The following is a 16,112-nucleotide window of genomic DNA, read 5'->3' on the forward strand; positions in this document are numbered from 1 at the left end:
ATTAGTATATCACGTCCATAAATACTTGTCAATATCTTTTTTCTATTTTTTTAAAAAAGTTTTTCTTTTTTAAAAAAATAGAAAACGAGAAGCGTATTCTTCTCGTTTTCTTATGATTATACAAGTTCTTTATATTTTTTCTGTTCTGCTTTATTTGCCCAAACGTAATGTCCAGGTTTGATTTCAACCATTTCTGGTTTGTCGGTTGAATAATCATGCTGATCAGGATCATAAACTTTCAGAACTTTTTTGCGTTCTAGAATTGGATCTGGAATTGGAACAGCAGATAGTAGAGATTGTGTGTATGGATGAATTGGATTATTAAACAATTCTTCCGTTTCAGCTACTTCTACAATAACTCCTTTGTAAATAACCGCAATACGATCAGAGATAAATCGAACAACTGAAAGATCGTGTGCGATAAAGAGATAGGTCAAGCCCAACTCTTTTTGGAATTTCTTAAGGAGATTTAAAACTTGCGCACGTACGGATACGTCAAGGGCTGAAATTGGTTCATCTGCGATAACAAATTCTGGTTCCATTACCAAGGCACGAGCAATCCCAATCCGCTGGCGTTGTCCACCAGAAAATTCGTGAGGATAACGAGTTAAATGCTCTGCTAGAAGCCCCACTTCATGCATAATCTCTTTTACTTTACGTACTCGGTCTTCTTCATTTTCGAATAGGTGATAATTGTACAAACCTTCTGAAATAATGTAGTCGACCGTTGCACGCTCATTCAAACTTGCTGCCGGGTCTTGGAAGATCATTTGAATTTTTCGGATTAATTCATTTTCATCCTTACGCGATTGCTTCCCATTGATTTTTTTACCATCATACAGGATGTCACCTGCACTAGTGTCATTCAAACCAATGATTGCACGACCAATTGTTGTCTTCCCACTACCAGACTCACCAACAAGAGAAAATGTTTCCCCTTTGTTAATGAAGAAATTTGCATTCTTTACAGCTACAAATTTTTTATTTCCTTCACCGAAGGAAATTTCTAGATCTTTAACTTCTATTAATTTTTCTGTCATTTCCTTCTCCTAGTCCTTGATTGTAGTGAATCCCATTTTCGCACTGATCTTTTCATGAAGATTATCAATAATTTCTGGTTTATTGACTTTTGGTGCATCTTCATGTAAGAGCCATGTTTTAGCCCAATGTGTATCTGAAACGTTGAAGACTGGTGGATGTTCCTCGAAATCAATTTGCATCGCATAGTCTGAACGCAAAGCAAAGGCATCCCCTTTTACTGGTGAATACAATGATGGAGGAGTCCCTGGGATAGAATATAAATCACCTTTAGAGGTAGACAATTGTGGCAAACTTGAAAGGAGACTCCATGTATAAGGATGTCTTGGATCGTAGAAGATTTCTTCTACTTTACCAAATTCTACAATTTCACCAGCATACATTACAGCAACCTTATCTGCAATACTTGCGACTACACCTAAGTCGTGGGTAATAAAGATTGTTGTAAAGTTATATTCTTTTTGCAATGATTTCAACAAGTCAATGATCTGGGCTTGGATGGTTACGTCAAGGGCCGTTGTTGGCTCGTCACAGATCAAGATATCCGGACGACAAGCAAGCGCAATAGCAATAACGATCCGTTGACGCATCCCGCCTGAATATTGGAAAGGATATTCATCAAAACGACGTTCCGCTTCTGGGATTCCCACCTTTTCCATATAATCAATGGCCATTTCTCTGGCTTCTTTGGCACTCTTGCCTTGGTGTTTAATAATAACTTCCGTAATTTGTGATCCGATTGTATTAATCGGGTCCAAACTGGTCATTGGATCTTGGAAGATTGTTGCAATTTTTGCACCACGGATATCTTCCCAGTCTTTGTTTGACTTGAGTTCTGTTAATTCTTGCCCACGATAATTAATGTTACCATTGGCAATTCGGCCGTTGTCTTCTAACATTCCTGTGAAGGTTTTTGTCAGAACAGATTTACCAGAACCTGATTCACCAACAAGTGCCATGACTTCACCTTCAACAAGGTCTAAGGACACATTGCGAATGGCTGTTAAGACACGATCCCGAACATCAAATTCTACTACGATATCGCGAGCAGATAAGATTACATTTTTATCATTTGTCATACCTACTCCTCCTATCTATGTGTACGTGGATCGCTGGCATCTGCAAGGTTTTGTCCAACGATATAGAATGACAAGGATACCAAGACTAAGACTGTCAATGGAATCCAGAAAAGATACGCATTGGTTGTTACGTTTTGTGAGTAGTCTGAAATCAGACGACCTAAACTTGGAACTGTAATTGGCAATCCCAATCCAAAGAAGGAAAGGAAGGCTTCAGTTGAAATAAAGGCTGGCAACAATTGAGTTGTCGTCGTCACAATAACAGATACCAACTGCGGCAAAATATTTTTTGTCACGATTTTTAGAGTTGGAGTCCCCAAAGTACGGCTGGCCAAATTGTACTCTAAATCACGGTAACGCATAATTTGGACACGGATAGAATAAGCAATCCCAATCCATCCTGTTACCGTCATCGCCAAAATCAAGTTCCAGAAACCAGCACCGATTGAGTAAGTCAAGACAATAACAATCAACATGAATGGAACGTTTGAAATAACGTTATAAACTTCCATCATGAAGCGGTCGATTGATTTTGACACACCCCAAATCCCACCAATCACTACACCAATCACAACGTTGATCAAGGTAGCAATAAAAGAGATGATAATCGAATTGCGGGCACCAAACCAAACTCCATCAAACAACGATTTACCATTGTTATCTGTACCAAAGAAAGCTTTGGCACTTGGAGGATTCAAACGAGCAGTGAAATCATTTACTTTACTTACATCATTGTAATCAAAGTTTGAAAACATTGGATAAACAAAACTCATCAAGAGAATCCCCACCAAGACTGCTAACATAAAAATGGTTGATTTCTTTTTGAAAAATTGGCGAAATACTGATTTCCAGTAGGAGTACGACGGCGCATCAATTGTTTCAGAGGCAAAGTCGTCACGTTCAACAAATTGGAATTTCTTTTTATCGATTGTAGACATTATTTGCCTCCTTTCTTAGTTGTCAATTTGATACGAGGGTCTACCATAACCATGAGAATATCACCGGCCATCGCTCCAAATACAGCAAGAACGGTGAAGATGAAGACAAGACCCACCACCATAGTATTATTCGATGCTTTGATGGAATCAATCAACATTTTACCCATACCAGGGAAGGCAAAGACAGTTTCTGTCAAGGTAGCTCCTGAGATAACCAAGACCAATTGAACAGGAATACCTGTAACGATTGGAACCATTGCATTCTTGAAAATATGCTTGCGTGAAATTTCTTTTTCGGAAAGTCCTTTAGCACGTGCAAAACGGACAAAGTCTTGTGAGTGCAAGTCAATCATATAACGACGAATCCAAACAGCCAAACCTGGAGCGGTCAATAGTCCCAGGATGACAGAAGGAAGAACGTACGATCTCCAGTCCTGAGCTCCTAAGACTGGGAAAGAGTCTGGAAGACCAATTGTTGAACCAACCAAGCGGACGATGTAGACCAAGGCAATCGTTGGAAGAGCCATCATCAATGTCAAGACAGCTGTTGAGGCACTATCAAACCATGTGTTCTTCAACAAGGCCATGTATGATCCCAATGGAATTGCGATCAAGTAAGCAATTGCAATCCCGATCAAGCCGATAATAGAAGAGCTCACAATCATGGATGGATTTTCATAGTTGCTCAAAGTTGCTGTATAAGCATCTCCTTCACCAAAGCGGGCAATATCTTGAGCATCTGCCTTGCTTGGTGATTTGTAAGTACGTGAGTAGATATCGATAGAAGATTCTTTTTTCCCTGTTGGGAAGTTTACTTCACTCTTCTTGGTAGTACCTTGTCCTTGTGTAATAACCTGAAGAACCGGCGTATTTGAATAAGTTGGATAAGATTCACCCAAGTTTAACGATACAAAATTTTGATGAACGAACGGGAATTGACCATTGAAATACAAAAGATATTTATGTTTAGTCCCCGAACCAACTACTGACCAACCAATAGCTGGATCATTTTCAATGCGAATATAGCGTTCAAGTTTTGGATTGGAAGCATCTTTGATGACATTTGGATGATCAATCTGAATCAGGTTGCCGTAGAATCCAATAACACGTTCAAAGACAGGGACTTCACGAGTTGCGTAAAAGCCTTTGTTTTCAGGGAAACGTTTCAATACCCAGCCATTTCCAAGATTAGAAATGTACTTTTTGTAGATCTTTTCGTTTTCTTTAGTAGGCTCTACAGTTACTGATGAGTCTTCCTTGCTTGCTTTTTCTTTCAAAGCTTTTGAATCAAGATATTCTATATACCCCATACGATCATAGACTGTGTTTTCATAATTGATTTTAGAATCCTTAGTCTTTGCAATCTTATTGTAGTTAGGGTCGTTTTTGAAAATTAAATTTCTTGGGGTTAGCGTATAAATAATTGTATACGTCAATGTCGTAACTAAAAAGATCGACACTAACGAACGTAAAATACGCATAAATATATATTTTTTCATATTCCGTTCCTTTAATGTTCAAAAGAACTTTCTCCCCTATTAGAGAAAGTTCTGATGAAGGTGATTATTTAACGTGTTTTTCTAGTTCTTGCTGAGCTTTTTTATTTGAATCAGCTTTTTCTTTCAACCATTTTTCACGTTCTTGATCATATTGTTTTTTAGTGACAGGTTCATCTTGAACTTCAACATATTTGAAATAAGTTGATCCTTTGTTACCTGTTTGTGATGATGGTCCAGAGAATGGAACTACTTTTGAAACAACTGTTCCAGCACCTGAACTTGTCATAGTTGGAATCACTAATGCGCTATCTGTTAACCAAGCTTGAGCTGCTGCAAATTTGTCGTAACGAGTCACTACATCTTGAGTTTCTTTTTCTGCATCATCAAGCAATTTCGCAAATTCATCTAAACCGACTGCTTTAGCAGAAGCATTGTCGACACCACCAGCAAATCCAAGGTAAGTCTTAGTTTGGTCTGGTGAAGATGGTTGCAAGGTGTCAAGGTAAGTAGATGGATCATCGTAGTCTGGATTCCATCCTACAAGCCCTTGAAGATCCCAGTCAGTTTCTGCAGCTGATGGTACGTTCAATGTAATGTTCAAGACTTCATCTTGGTCCATCATTTGAAGGTCCACAACAACGTTTTCTGTACCAAGTGTTTCTTCAACTGATTGTTTGAAGGATTGCATCCGTGACACAAAGTTTGTTGAGTTTTGTGCAACCGGAACATCCAAGTGGATTGGGAATTGAACACCATCTTTTTGGAGTTCAGCTTTTGCTTTTTCAAACTGAGCTTTTGCTTTTTCCTTGCTATAAAGTCCGTTTTGACCGTCTGCAAGATTCACACCACTCCATTGATCTCCATAAGTTTGCAACTTGTCTGCTACTACATCACCAAAGTCTTTACCATTTACTTGAACAAAGGCAGGTGCGGTGTACATGTTCCGAATAGCAGCCTTAGCATAGTCTTTACCATTGACTTGCGCTGAATAATTCTCACGGTTCAAGGCAAAGGTGATGGCTTGACGGAAATTCTTGTTTAAGATAGCTTTCTTAGTAGAAGATTTCTGCTCATCTGAAGTTTTAGATGTGTGGTTGTAGGCTTGACGGTCAATGTTGAAACCTAAGACTGCTACACCAGAACCAGGCTGTGTGTTGTAGATATTATCTTTGTATTTTTCTTCAACAGACGCAAAGTTTGAACTTGCTGGGAAGAGACGAGCAACTGTGTATGATCCATCACTAAAGCCACGCGCCAATGAATCTTGGTCTGATCCATCATAATAAGACAATTTGATCTTGTCGATATGAACGTTGTCTTTATCCCAATAATCTTCGTTTTTCTCAAAAGTAATTTCTGATTTAGAAGTGATTGATTTCAAAAGGAATGGACCATTGAACAAGATTGATTTGACATTACCTGGCTGACCAAATTCATCACCCTTGCTCTTCAAGAATTCTGTACTAATTGGGAAAAGAACCCCATTAGTTGTTTTTGAATTCCAGAAAGTTTCTGGTTGGTTCAAAGTATACTCAAGGGTATAGTCATCTACTGCTTTGACTCCAACCTCAGAGAAATCTGAAATTTTTCCTTCTGAGTAATCTTTCAATCCTTTGATTGAGTCTTTTACCAATGGAAGAGATTCTGACTTCTTGTCCGCCGCATGCTTCAATCCAGTAACAAAGTCATGAGCTGTTACTTCCCCATGCTCTTCACCATCAGCATCATACCATTTAACACCCTTACGGATTTTGTAGGTATAGGTCAAACCGTCTTTTGAAACAGACCAATCTTCAGCAATAGATGGTACAAGGTTTCCGTATTTGTCGTTCTCCAACAAACCATCTACACCGTTTGTTGTAATATCGTGTACGGAAGCTTTTGAAGATACAGTGTAATCCAAAGTTGTTGGATCATCTGTATAAACATAGCCATATGTTGTATCTTTTTTTGATGCAGACTTGCTATCTTTTGAGCCAGAACATGCTGCAAGGAAAGTTGCTGCGAGCAATGTTACTCCGGCAAATGCAAAAACTTTACTTTTTTTCATTTTGAGTCTCCATTTTATTGAATTTAGATAGAATTATAGCATAAGTGAGACAAAAAGTAAACTAAATTTTCTGAATATTTGGCAAGCGAAAGGAGCCACTAAGCGGAGGACTGTCTAAAAAATCAATCCTTTTTAGTGGCTCCTTCCCCTACTTGAACTTATGCGTTCTTACTTTCCCAGCTATTTCGATTCGATGTGGTTCTTTAATTCTTCTTGGGCTTTTTTATTGGATTCAGCCTTTTCTTTCAACCATTTTTCTTTACTTGCATCGTAATCCTTTGTCTTGATGACTTCTTCTGAAAGTTCAAGATATTTATAGTTGGTTCCTGTACCTTTTGTTCCAACCCATGAAGCCGCACGACTATATGGAACAGTCCGTTGCAACATTGGAGTTCCACCATTTGAAACAGTCGGCAAGATCAATGAACTATCGGTTAGCCATGCTTGAGCAGCTGCGTATTTCTCATAGCGTACAGCTTGATCATTCACTTCAGCATTGGCATCTTTTAAGAGCTCTGCATACTTCCCAAAGTCAACTGCTGTAATAGCAGGGCTGTTTGAACCTGCATCCACACCTAGATAGTAGAAAACCGAACCGCTAACAGGACTTAAACTCTCTAAATAAGTAGATGGATCTTGGTAGTCTGGAACCCATCCTCCGCCTGCAAGGTCATAATCTTTCTCAGCAGCAGTGTCTGTAAAGTAGGTAATATTGTTAAAGTCATCATCAGATAATTTCTGAATATCTACGACAACATTGTCTGCACCAAGAACAGCTTCTACGGATTGTTTGAAGGAGCTAGCTTGTTGTACCTGACTGTTATCTGTCTGGCTAACAACGTAATCCAAATGAATTGGGAATTGTACCCCTTCTTTTTGCAGTTGTTCTTTTGCTTTTGCAAATTCAGCCTTGGCTTTTTCTTGATTGTAGAGAGTGGTTTGGGCATCATCTAGATTTACGTCTTTCCACTCATCCCCATAGGTCACCAATTGTTTCTCAACAACCTTACCGAACTCTTCACCATTTACTTGAACAAAAGTCGGCGGAACCAAGGTGTTTCGAAGAATCTTGGTCGCTGCATCTGCGCCAGATGTTTGAGCAGCATAGGCTTCACGGTCAAAGGCAAAGTTGACAGCTTGACGGAAATCCTTGTTTAAAATCGCTTGTTTTGTAGACGATTTTTGAGCATCTGTCGTTTTGGCTGTATGATTATACTTCTGACGATCGATGTTGAAGCCTAGATAGTAAGATGTACCATATTGAACACCATAAACAATATTATCACCAAATTTCTTTTTCACACTCTTATAAGTGGAGCTATTTGGCATTACCGTCGCAAATGAATATTGTCCATTCTCAAATTTCTTGATGACTGATTCTGGATCTGATCCGTCATTGTAAGTCAACTTCACATTATCAATATGAACATTCTTTTCATCATAGTATTCTTTATTTTTTACAAGTTCAATTTGAGATTTTGAAGTTAAATTCTTCAAATAATAGGGACCGTTATAGAGAATACTACTTGGTTTTAAAGAACCAAAGTCTTTTCCTTGAGATTCTAAGAAAGCTGCGTTAACTGGGAAAAGGACGCCTGATGTCGTCTTAGAATTCCAAAAGCTTTCTGGGCGTTCCAAGGTATATTGAACGGTGTAATCATCTAGGGCTTTCACGCCAACTGTCTTGAAATCTGTTGTTTCACCCTTGGCATAGGCATCCAAACCTTTAATGGAGTTTTGGATTAAGAAGAGACCTTCTGATTTTGATTCCACAGCATGTTTGATTCCTGTCACAAAATCGTGAGCTGTTACAGCACCATACTCTTCCCCTTCACTGGTGTACCATTTAGCATCTTTTCGAAGTTTATAAGTATAGACCAAGCCATCTTCTGAAACTGTCCAGTCTTCTGCCAAACTTGGGATTAAATTTCCATATTTATCATTTTCTAACAAACCATCAACAAGGTTACTTGTAATATCAGACGTCGTTGTACGAGTCGATGCAATGTAGTCCAATGTATTTGGATCTGTTGAATAAATATAAGAATAAGTAGATTGATTGCTGCTTCCACCACCGCAGGCTGTCAATAGAAGAGCGCTGGCTAGAGAAACACCGGCCAGTACGAACCGTTTATTTACTTTCATCACTATCTCCTTATGTTAGGTTTTCTACCATTATACACTATTTCTTCCATTTTACCAACTATCTTTCAAATTTGCCTATGACCTTTGAGTCCTAATAGAGCAAAATAGGATTAGAGCAGTTGCCTTCTTTTATGATACAATAGTAGAGACAAAAAACAATCGAGGATTCAAACGTGAAAAAAATAATCACCTTACTTCTTTGTCTAATACTTGCGCTTCTCAGTACGTATCCTGTAAAAGCGGAGGACCTAGACCTTGGAGCCCAGCATGCTATTGCGATTGATGGGACAACAGGTAAAATACTCTATGAAAAAAATAGTGATGAGAAAAAAGAGGTTGGCGGAATCAGCAACCTTTTGACCACTTATCTCGTTTACGAAGCCATTCAGCAAGGAAAAATCTCTTTAACTGATGATGTGGATATTTCTGATAAAGCCTATCAACTGACAGCTGTTGAAGGAATCAGCAACGTTCCCATGGAAGCCCGTAAATACAAGGTTAAGGACTTGCTCACTGCTCTCCTCGTATCAAACGCCAATAGTGCCGCCATCGCCTTAGCTGAAAAAGTAGCTGGTAGCGAAGAAAAATTCGTCCTCCTCATGAAAGCAAAGCTCAAAGATTGGGGAATTACAGATGCGACGATTGTGAATGCTAGTGGATTGAACCAATCTATCATTGATGGGGATGAGGAAAATAAAAAGAAAAATACCGAAAATAAGCTGAGCGCTTATGATGTGGCAGTCATCGCAAAACATCTTCTAGAAGACTTTCCTGAAGTTACAAAAATCACCTCCCTCTCCCATGCAGAATTTGCTGGAATTCAATTGGAGAGTAGCAACTATATGCTGGAAAACATGCCCAACTATCGAGCTGGGGTGGATGGTCTAAAAACTGGAAATTCCGAAAAAGGAGGGATCTCATTTGTCGCTTCTACTAATCAAAATGGGATTCGAATGATTACCGTTGTCATTGGTGTTGAGGCAATCGATGGTGACCCTTACGCACGATTTGTTGCAACAGCCAACCTGATGAATTATGTGAGCCAAAACTTCGTTCCAAGCCTCATTGTCAGCAAAGGCGAAGCTTACAACAACAGTAAATCAACGGTTCACGATGGCAAGAAAACAAACGCCACTGCTGTCGCCAAGGATGACTTCATCGTGATTGAACGACAAGGAAGCCAAGCAGAAGCTAAAATCACCTTTAAAAGTAGCCAATCTTCATTTAGCGCTCCTATAAAGAAAGGTACTTCTCTTGGAACCCTTACCTACACTGATCCAGAACCCATCGGTCGAGGGTATATCGAAGGTAAAGCCCCTAGTATGGAAATGGTGAGCGGAGAAAATATCCAAAAAAGTTTCTTCTTAAAGGTGTGGTGGAATCAATTTGTTCGTTACGTCAACGAAAAACTATAAATGATCATAAACAAAAAAAGAGGTCACCCTCTTTTTTTGTTTATTCAATTCCGTCAACAGAACTTCTATCGAACTTCGAAATAAGGAAAAGCAGTATCGCTGTCTATTGGATGAGTCGGGATTTCTTGTTCAATCACCGCACGCCAACCTGCTACCAATTCTTCAAAAGATAAGCTAGTTTCAGGTGTAGCTGTTGTTAGCTTCCGACCAAACCAAGCCATGGTCGCCGTTTCTAATTGAAGCATGGCATAGCTAATCACAGGAACATTGGCAGCTTCGTAATTTTCATTGACTGCACGGGCTACAGCTGGGGCTTGAGGCAAGAGTTGAAGGCGGATTTTTTCTACAAGTTCTGGATCCAATTCTTGCCAAGAAATTAATTTCCCATCGATTTGATAATACAAATCAAATGTTTCTTGACCCGGCTTAAAATTCACTAGCATAAAGGCACGATCCGCTTTATCAGGACCGCCAACAGCCTTCACAGCATTGATCAAGAGATTTTGTTCCATCTGTCTCCAATAATCATCTGCTTCTTCAGCTAGATCAATTGTAAAGGGTGGAACAATTTCCTCAACAGGAATTTCGCCCTTATTCGTTTTTTCAACATTACCAAATAATTTTTTTAAGAATCCCATTTTGCTTCTCCTTTTATCCCCTTAACCGACAGATCCTTCCATTTCATAGCTAATCAAGCGGTTGAGCTCAACTGCATATTCCATTGGAAGTTCTTTAGTGAAAGGCTCTACAAATCCCATGACGATCATTTCAGTCGCTTCTGATTCTGATAAACCACGGCTCATGAGGTAATAGAGTTGCTCTTCTGATATCTTAGATACTTTGGCTTCGTGTTCCAAAGCAACTTGTGAATTGTGAATTTCATTAAATGGGATGGTGTCAGATGCAGACAAGTCATCCATGATAATGGTATCACACTCAATGTGACTGACAGATTTCGCTGAATCTTTATTGAAGGTCACTTGTCCACGATAGTCAACCTTTCCTCCACCTTTCGCGATGGATTTTGAGACGATTGAAGAGCTAGTATGTGGAGCATTGTGGATCATTTTAGCACCTGTATCTTGGTGTTGCCCCGCATTTGCAAAGGCGATAGAAAGCATGGTCCCACGCGCACCTTCTCCATCCAGATAAACAGACGGGTATTTCATGGTCGTTTTAGCCCCGAGGTTTCCATCAATCCATTCAACTGTCGCATCTTTAGTCGCTTTGGCCCGTTTGGTTACCAAATTATAGACATTGTCGGACCAGTTTTGGATAGTCGTGTAACGCATATAAGCGCCATCCAAGGCAAAAATTTCGACAATGGCAGCGTGCAAGCTATTGCTTGAATAAGTCGGTGCTGTACATCCTTCTACATAGTGGACGCTAGCGCCTTCATCAACAATAATCAAAGTCCGCTCAAACTGACCTGTATTTTCATTATTAATCCGGAAGTAGGTCTGCAAAGGAACATCGACCTTAACACCCTTCGGCACATAGATAAAGGTTCCACCTGACCAAACAGCTGAGTTGAGGGCTGCCAACTTATTATCCGTTGGAGGTACTAACTTAGCAAAGTATTGCTTAAACAAGTCTGGGTATTCCTTCAAAGCCGAATCTGTATCGGTAAAAATGATTCCGAGCTTTTGGAATTCTTCCTTCATGTTATGGTAAACTACTTCAGACTCATACTGAGCAGCTGCTCCGGCCAGGTAAGCACGCTCTGCTTCTGGAATACCAATCCGTTCAAATGTTTCCTTAATTTTTTCAGGCACTTCATCCCAGCTACGTGCAGGTTTATCAGATGGTTTTTGATAATAAATCAAATCATCAAAATCAATATCTGACAAGTCCGCTCCCCAAGTTTGCATCGGCATTTTTTTAAATGCTTCATAAGACTTCAAACGGAACTCCAGCATCCATTCTGGCTCATTTTTCGCAGCAGACAACTCGCGAATAACCGATTCATTCAACCCTTTTCCTGTTGACAAGATTGGGTCTACATCATCGTGAAAGCCAAATTTATATTCACCAAGATCAATTGGTTTTGGTTCTACTCTTTCTTCTGTCATATCTTTCCTTTCATTTTCTTTATTAGCGCTCTTTCCATGGGATTACTCTTCTAGTCTGGACCATCAGAACCCGAATGTTGATAGCATTTCTCACCAGAAGCTCGGTTAAAAAACAGACTTGAATCTTCATCACTTATATTCATCATTAGGCTTGAGCATCGATTGCTTTTTTGAGAGCATTCCAAGCCAGGGTCGAGCACTTGATCCGTTGTGGAAATTTAGCAACCCCAGCTAAAAAGGCTGCATCTCCCAACTGGTCTTGACGGGCATCTTCTTTGCCTTGGACCATTTCTGAAAAAATAGTCGCCAACTCTAGCACTTCTTCCTTGGATTTTCCTAGGACAACGTCCGTCATCATACTAGCAGAAGCCGTCGAAATCGTACAACCTGAGTTGACAAAGGCAATGTCCTTGACTAGTCCTTCATCATCAAACTGAACAGACAAACTAATCACATCGCCACAGGTTGGATTGTTTAAGTTGATTTGTTCAACCCCTTCAATCTTTCCATGGTGGTGGGGATTTTTTGAATGGTCAGCTACTACAGCCATATAGAGGCTATCTAATTTAGAAAGTGCCATTGAAAAACTCCTTTGTTTTTATCAGCGCTTCTACAAGCTTATCACAGTCTTCCTTTGTATTGTAGAGATAAAAGCTAGCTCGAGCAGTCGCTGGAACCTCCAAATACTGGATTAAAGGTTGAGCACAATGGTGGCCTGCCCGAACGGCAACCCCTTCATAATCCAAGGCAGTCGCAAGATCATGAGGATGCAGATTCCCTAAGTTGAAGGAAATCACCCCAGAGCGTTTCGCTAAATCTTGGGAGCCATAGATTTTCAAGCCTTCAATTGCTTGAAGTTTGGGAAAGACGTAGGCAATCAAGTCTTGCTCGTGATGCTCAATGGCATCCATGCCAATAGCCTCCAAATAATCAATCGCCGCAGCTAAACCAATAGCACCAGCCATATTTGGAGTCCCTGCTTCGAATTTCCAAGGGAGTTCCTTCCAAGTTGCGGATTGTTCATAGACAAAGTCAATCATTTCCCCACCAAATTCAACAGGTGACATTTGGTTGAGATAGTGCTCTTTTCCATACAAGACTCCAATTCCTGTCGGTCCAGCCATTTTATGTCCGGAAAAGACAAAGAAGTCTGCATCTAGTTTTTGAACATCAATTTTCATATGGGGGACTGATTGGGCCCCATCCACTACCATAATGGCTCCTTTTTCATGGGCCAATTGAGCGAGTTCCTGGATAGGATTGATCACCCCGAGAACGTTAGAAGCATGGGTAATGGAAACAAATTTGGTTCGATCTGTCAATTTTTCTCGGAAATCCTCTAGATCCAGACCACCGTCTTTCAAGTAGGCATAGACCAACTTCGCCCCTGTCTTCCGACAAGCTTCCTGCCAAGGAAGGATGTTGGAATGGTGTTCCATAATAGAGATGAGGACCTCATCCCCCTCTTCGAGGATTTCCTCTGCAAACCGCCCAATCCAGTTCAAACCTGTCGTAGTCCCCCTCGTAAACAAGACCTCTTTGGTCGAGGAAGCGTTTATAAAACGACGGACCGTTTCTCTTGCTGCTTCATAGGACGCGGTCGCCCGTTCGGCCAAGGTATGAACCCCGCGGTGAACATTGGCATTATCCTCTTGGTAATAGCGATTCACCGCTTCTAGGATAGCTTTTGGTTTTTGTGTCGTCGCTGCATTATCTAAATAGACAAGCGGCTCATCATTCACTATTTGATCTAAAATCGGGAAATCTTTCCGAATCTTTTCGACATCTATCATGTTTATCTCTTCAATAATTTATCTTCAATGGTTTGGATCATTTCTTCACGAACTTCTTGGACTGGAATCTCCACGATCACCGATCCAAGGAAACCACGAACCACTAGGCGTTCTGCAGTTGCCTGATCCAAGCCACGGCTCATGAGGTAGTACATGTCTTCTGGATCTACCTGACCGATAGAAGCTGCGTGACCTGCAGTCACATCATTTTCATCGATCAAAAGAATTGGGTTGGCATCGGAACGAGCTTGGTCAGAAAGCATTAACACACGGCTTTCTTGTTGGGCATCTGCCCCTTTTGCTCCCTTGATAATGTGGCCAATCCCGTTGAAGGTCAAGGTTGCCTTTTCAAGAATGACACCATGTTGGAGAATGTTCCCTACCGAATTGCAACCATAGTTGGTTACGCGGGTATCAATCCCTTGTACCTGACGACCACTAGATAGGGCTACGACCTTAAGGTCTGCATGGCTGCCGTTTCCTATCAAGTCACTATCAAAGTCAGCAACGACATTTCCTTCGTTCATGACACCGATCGCCCAGTCAATGCTAGCATCCTTGCCTAGTTTTCCACGGCGGCTAATGTAGGCAGTGACATTCTCACCAAGACGATCAATCGCAGCAAACTTCACTTGCGCACCTGAACGGGCAATGACTTCTACTGTGATATTAGCAGTTGCCTTGGCACTACTTTCTCCACGTGACTCTAACCGTTCAAGGTAACTAATCTTACTGTTCTTACCAGCGATAATCAAGATGTGCTTGTTAAATGGCACATCGCTATCACTATCCTGGTAGAAGACACCCTCGATTGGCTCCGCGATTTCTACATGATCTGGAATATAGAGAACAGCTCCACTATTGAAATAAGCTGTGTGGTAGGCTGCCAACTTGTCATCATCATATTTAACGGATGACATGAAAAATTCCTCTACGACCTCTGGAATTACTTCCAGGGCTGAGTGGAAGTCTGTAAAGATGACTCCCTGGTTGGCCAAGTCAACTGGAATCTGTTCAAATACTGTATGGGTTCCATGCTGAACCAATTTTAATTGATTGTCAATCGCAGTAAAGTCTGGCACAGCCGTGAGCGGCTCACTTTCTGTGATCGTTCCATCGCCAAGATTCCAACGATGAAATTTCACGCGTTCAATCACGGGTAGTTCTAAATCATCAATTTTATCAAAAGCCTTCTGGCGCAATTCCTGCAACCATTGGGGCTCTGCATGCATTTCTGAAAAAAGTTTGATATTTTCTTTGGTCATTTACTCCTCCTCAAAGATCCTGTTCAGTTTTGGACACAAGATTAGAGTTCTTCTTTGTAGTCGTAACCTAACTCTTCTGCTAATTTCGCGTATCCTTCACGCTCCAAACGCACAGCAAGTTCAGGACCACCTGAAAGGACGACACGACCTTCCATCATCACGTGAACTACATCAGGAGTAATGTAGTTTAAAAGACGTTGGTAGTGGGTAATAATCATGGCACCAAAACCTTCGCCACGCATTTCATTAACACCTTTTGAAACCACTTTAAGGGCATCGATATCCAAACCAGAGTCAATCTCATCAAGGAGGGCAAACTTCGGTTCCAACATCAACAATTGCAGAATTTCATTGCGTTTCTTCTCACCACCTGAGAAACCTTCGTTCAAATAGCGTTCTGCCATTTCTTCCTTCATATTGAGGAGTTCCATTTTCTGGTCCAATTTTGTGATAAAATCACGAACAGAAATTTTTTCGTCCTCTTCTTTGCCAGCATTCATGGCTGCACGAAGGAATTCAGCATTGGTAATCCCTGGAATTTCTGATGGGTATTGCATAGCCAAGAAAAGGCCCATGCGAGCACGTTCATCCACTTCCAATTCAAGGATATTCACTCCATCAAATAGAATTTCACCCTTGGTCACTTCATAGTTTGGATTCCCCATGATGGCTGCAGATAGGGTTGATTTCCCTGTCCCGTTAGGTCCCATGATGGCTGCAATTTCCCCTGTTTTAAGGGTCAAGTTTACGCCTTTTAAAATTTCCTTGCCTTCAATTTCTACATGAAGATCTTTAATCTCTAATACTGACATTTGTAT

At 40.6% G+C, this 16,112-nt stretch carries 13 protein-coding genes; 1 reads left to right on the forward strand and 12 read right to left on the reverse strand.

Features of this window, described 5'->3' with window-relative positions:
* Positions 1 to 116 precede the first annotated feature (116 nt).
* The 6 genes from L0M85_RS08470 to L0M85_RS08495 form a co-directional block, all read right to left on the reverse strand.
* On the reverse strand, positions 117 to 1,040 hold the full coding sequence (locus L0M85_RS08470; protein ID WP_238656860.1) for an ATP-binding cassette domain-containing protein: 924 nt from the start codon (positions 1,038 to 1,040) through the stop codon (positions 117 to 119).
* 9 nt (positions 1,041 to 1,049) lie between these two features.
* Positions 1,050 to 2,117 carry an ABC transporter ATP-binding protein gene (locus L0M85_RS08475; protein WP_048788750.1) on the reverse strand — a complete coding sequence of 356 codons (1,068 nt, stop codon included), beginning with the start codon at positions 2,115 to 2,117 and terminating at the stop codon, positions 1,050 to 1,052.
* A gap of 11 nt (positions 2,118 to 2,128) precedes the next feature.
* Positions 2,129 to 3,055, reverse strand: a complete 927-nt coding sequence (gene oppC / locus L0M85_RS08480) for an oligopeptide ABC transporter permease OppC (RefSeq protein WP_048692005.1) — start codon at positions 3,053 to 3,055, stop codon at positions 2,129 to 2,131.
* Positions 3,055 to 4,554 (reverse strand): ABC transporter permease, encoded by a 1,500-nt coding sequence (locus tag L0M85_RS08485; RefSeq protein WP_238656861.1) that lies wholly within the window; start codon positions 4,552 to 4,554, stop codon positions 3,055 to 3,057. The genes oppC and L0M85_RS08485 overlap by 1 nt, the downstream gene beginning before the upstream one ends.
* Before the next feature lie 64 nt (positions 4,555 to 4,618).
* Positions 4,619 to 6,604 (reverse strand): peptide ABC transporter substrate-binding protein, encoded by a 1,986-nt coding sequence (locus L0M85_RS08490; RefSeq protein WP_233332422.1) that lies wholly within the window; start codon positions 6,602 to 6,604, stop codon positions 4,619 to 4,621.
* A gap of 180 nt (positions 6,605 to 6,784) precedes the next feature.
* Entirely contained in the window at positions 6,785 to 8,749 is a 1,965-nt protein-coding gene (locus tag L0M85_RS08495; protein ID WP_238656862.1) for a peptide ABC transporter substrate-binding protein, read from the reverse strand.
* A gap of 173 nt (positions 8,750 to 8,922) precedes the next feature.
* Between L0M85_RS08495 and pbp3 the strand changes: the two genes are divergently transcribed.
* Positions 8,923 to 10,164 carry a D-alanyl-D-alanine carboxypeptidase PBP3 gene (pbp3, locus tag L0M85_RS08500; RefSeq protein WP_129822744.1) on the forward strand — a complete coding sequence of 414 codons (1,242 nt, stop codon included), beginning with the start codon at positions 8,923 to 8,925 and terminating at the stop codon, positions 10,162 to 10,164.
* 65 nt (positions 10,165 to 10,229) lie between these two features.
* On the opposite strand, the gene L0M85_RS08505 is transcribed toward pbp3, so the two are convergent.
* The 6 genes from L0M85_RS08505 to sufC form a co-directional block, all read right to left on the reverse strand.
* Positions 10,230 to 10,802: a hypothetical protein gene (locus L0M85_RS08505; protein WP_129270478.1), complete on the reverse strand. Its 573-nt coding sequence runs from the start codon at positions 10,800 to 10,802 to the stop codon at positions 10,230 to 10,232.
* A 21-nt stretch (positions 10,803 to 10,823) separates the two neighbouring features.
* The gene (gene sufB / locus L0M85_RS08510; RefSeq protein WP_006594961.1) at positions 10,824 to 12,236 is read right to left on the reverse strand and encodes a Fe-S cluster assembly protein SufB; all 1,413 of its coding nucleotides are present in this window, start codon (positions 12,234 to 12,236) and stop codon (positions 10,824 to 10,826) included.
* A 145-nt stretch (positions 12,237 to 12,381) separates the two neighbouring features.
* Positions 12,382 to 12,816 (reverse strand): Fe-S cluster assembly sulfur transfer protein SufU, encoded by a 435-nt coding sequence (gene sufU / locus L0M85_RS08515; protein ID WP_125335834.1) that lies wholly within the window; start codon positions 12,814 to 12,816, stop codon positions 12,382 to 12,384.
* Positions 12,803 to 14,029: a cysteine desulfurase gene (locus tag L0M85_RS08520; protein ID WP_238656863.1), complete on the reverse strand. Its 1,227-nt coding sequence runs from the start codon at positions 14,027 to 14,029 to the stop codon at positions 12,803 to 12,805. Before L0M85_RS08520 ends, sufU begins: the two co-directional genes overlap by 14 nt.
* A gap of 2 nt (positions 14,030 to 14,031) precedes the next feature.
* On the reverse strand, positions 14,032 to 15,294 hold the full coding sequence (sufD, locus tag L0M85_RS08525) for a Fe-S cluster assembly protein SufD (protein WP_195324795.1): 1,263 nt from the start codon (positions 15,292 to 15,294) through the stop codon (positions 14,032 to 14,034).
* A 41-nt stretch (positions 15,295 to 15,335) separates the two neighbouring features.
* A complete protein-coding gene (gene sufC, locus L0M85_RS08530) occupies positions 15,336 to 16,106 on the reverse strand; it encodes a Fe-S cluster assembly ATPase SufC (RefSeq protein ID WP_048692034.1) in 771 nt (256 codons plus the stop codon).
* Between the last annotated feature and the right edge of the window lie 6 nt (positions 16,107 to 16,112).

Source organism: Streptococcus sp. DFI.7.26 (genome assembly GCF_022240605.1).
In the GTDB taxonomy this organism is placed as follows: domain Bacteria; phylum Bacillota; class Bacilli; order Lactobacillales; family Streptococcaceae; genus Streptococcus; species Streptococcus xiaochunlingii.

Excerpts from the sequence above, each read along its gene's own strand:
- L0M85_RS08470 (WP_238656860.1), bottom strand. The coding sequence starts at position 1,040 with ATGACAGAAAAATTAATAGAAGTTAAAGATCTAGAAATTTCCTTCGGT.
- L0M85_RS08475 (WP_048788750.1), bottom strand. The coding sequence starts at position 2,117 with ATGACAAATGATAAAAATGTAATCTTATCTGCTCGCGATATCGTAGTA.
- oppC (WP_048692005.1), bottom strand. The coding sequence starts at position 3,055 with ATGTCTACAATCGATAAAAAGAAATTCCAATTTGTTGAACGTGACGAC.
- L0M85_RS08485 (WP_238656861.1), bottom strand. The coding sequence starts at position 4,554 with ATGAAAAAATATATATTTATGCGTATTTTACGTTCGTTAGTGTCGATC.
- L0M85_RS08490 (WP_233332422.1), bottom strand. The coding sequence starts at position 6,604 with ATGAAAAAAAGTAAAGTTTTTGCATTTGCCGGAGTAACATTGCTCGCA.
- L0M85_RS08495 (WP_238656862.1), bottom strand. The coding sequence starts at position 8,749 with ATGAAAGTAAATAAACGGTTCGTACTGGCCGGTGTTTCTCTAGCCAGC.
- L0M85_RS08505 (WP_129270478.1), bottom strand. The coding sequence starts at position 10,802 with ATGGGATTCTTAAAAAAATTATTTGGTAATGTTGAAAAAACGAATAAG.
- sufB (WP_006594961.1), bottom strand. The coding sequence starts at position 12,236 with ATGACAGAAGAAAGAGTAGAACCAAAACCAATTGATCTTGGTGAATAT.
- sufU (WP_125335834.1), bottom strand. The coding sequence starts at position 12,816 with ATGGCACTTTCTAAATTAGATAGCCTCTATATGGCTGTAGTAGCTGAC.
- L0M85_RS08520 (WP_238656863.1), bottom strand. The coding sequence starts at position 14,029 with ATGATAGATGTCGAAAAGATTCGGAAAGATTTCCCGATTTTAGATCAA.
- sufD (WP_195324795.1), bottom strand. The coding sequence starts at position 15,294 with ATGACCAAAGAAAATATCAAACTTTTTTCAGAAATGCATGCAGAGCCC.
- sufC (WP_048692034.1), bottom strand. The coding sequence starts at position 16,106 with ATGTCAGTATTAGAGATTAAAGATCTTCATGTAGAAATTGAAGGCAAG.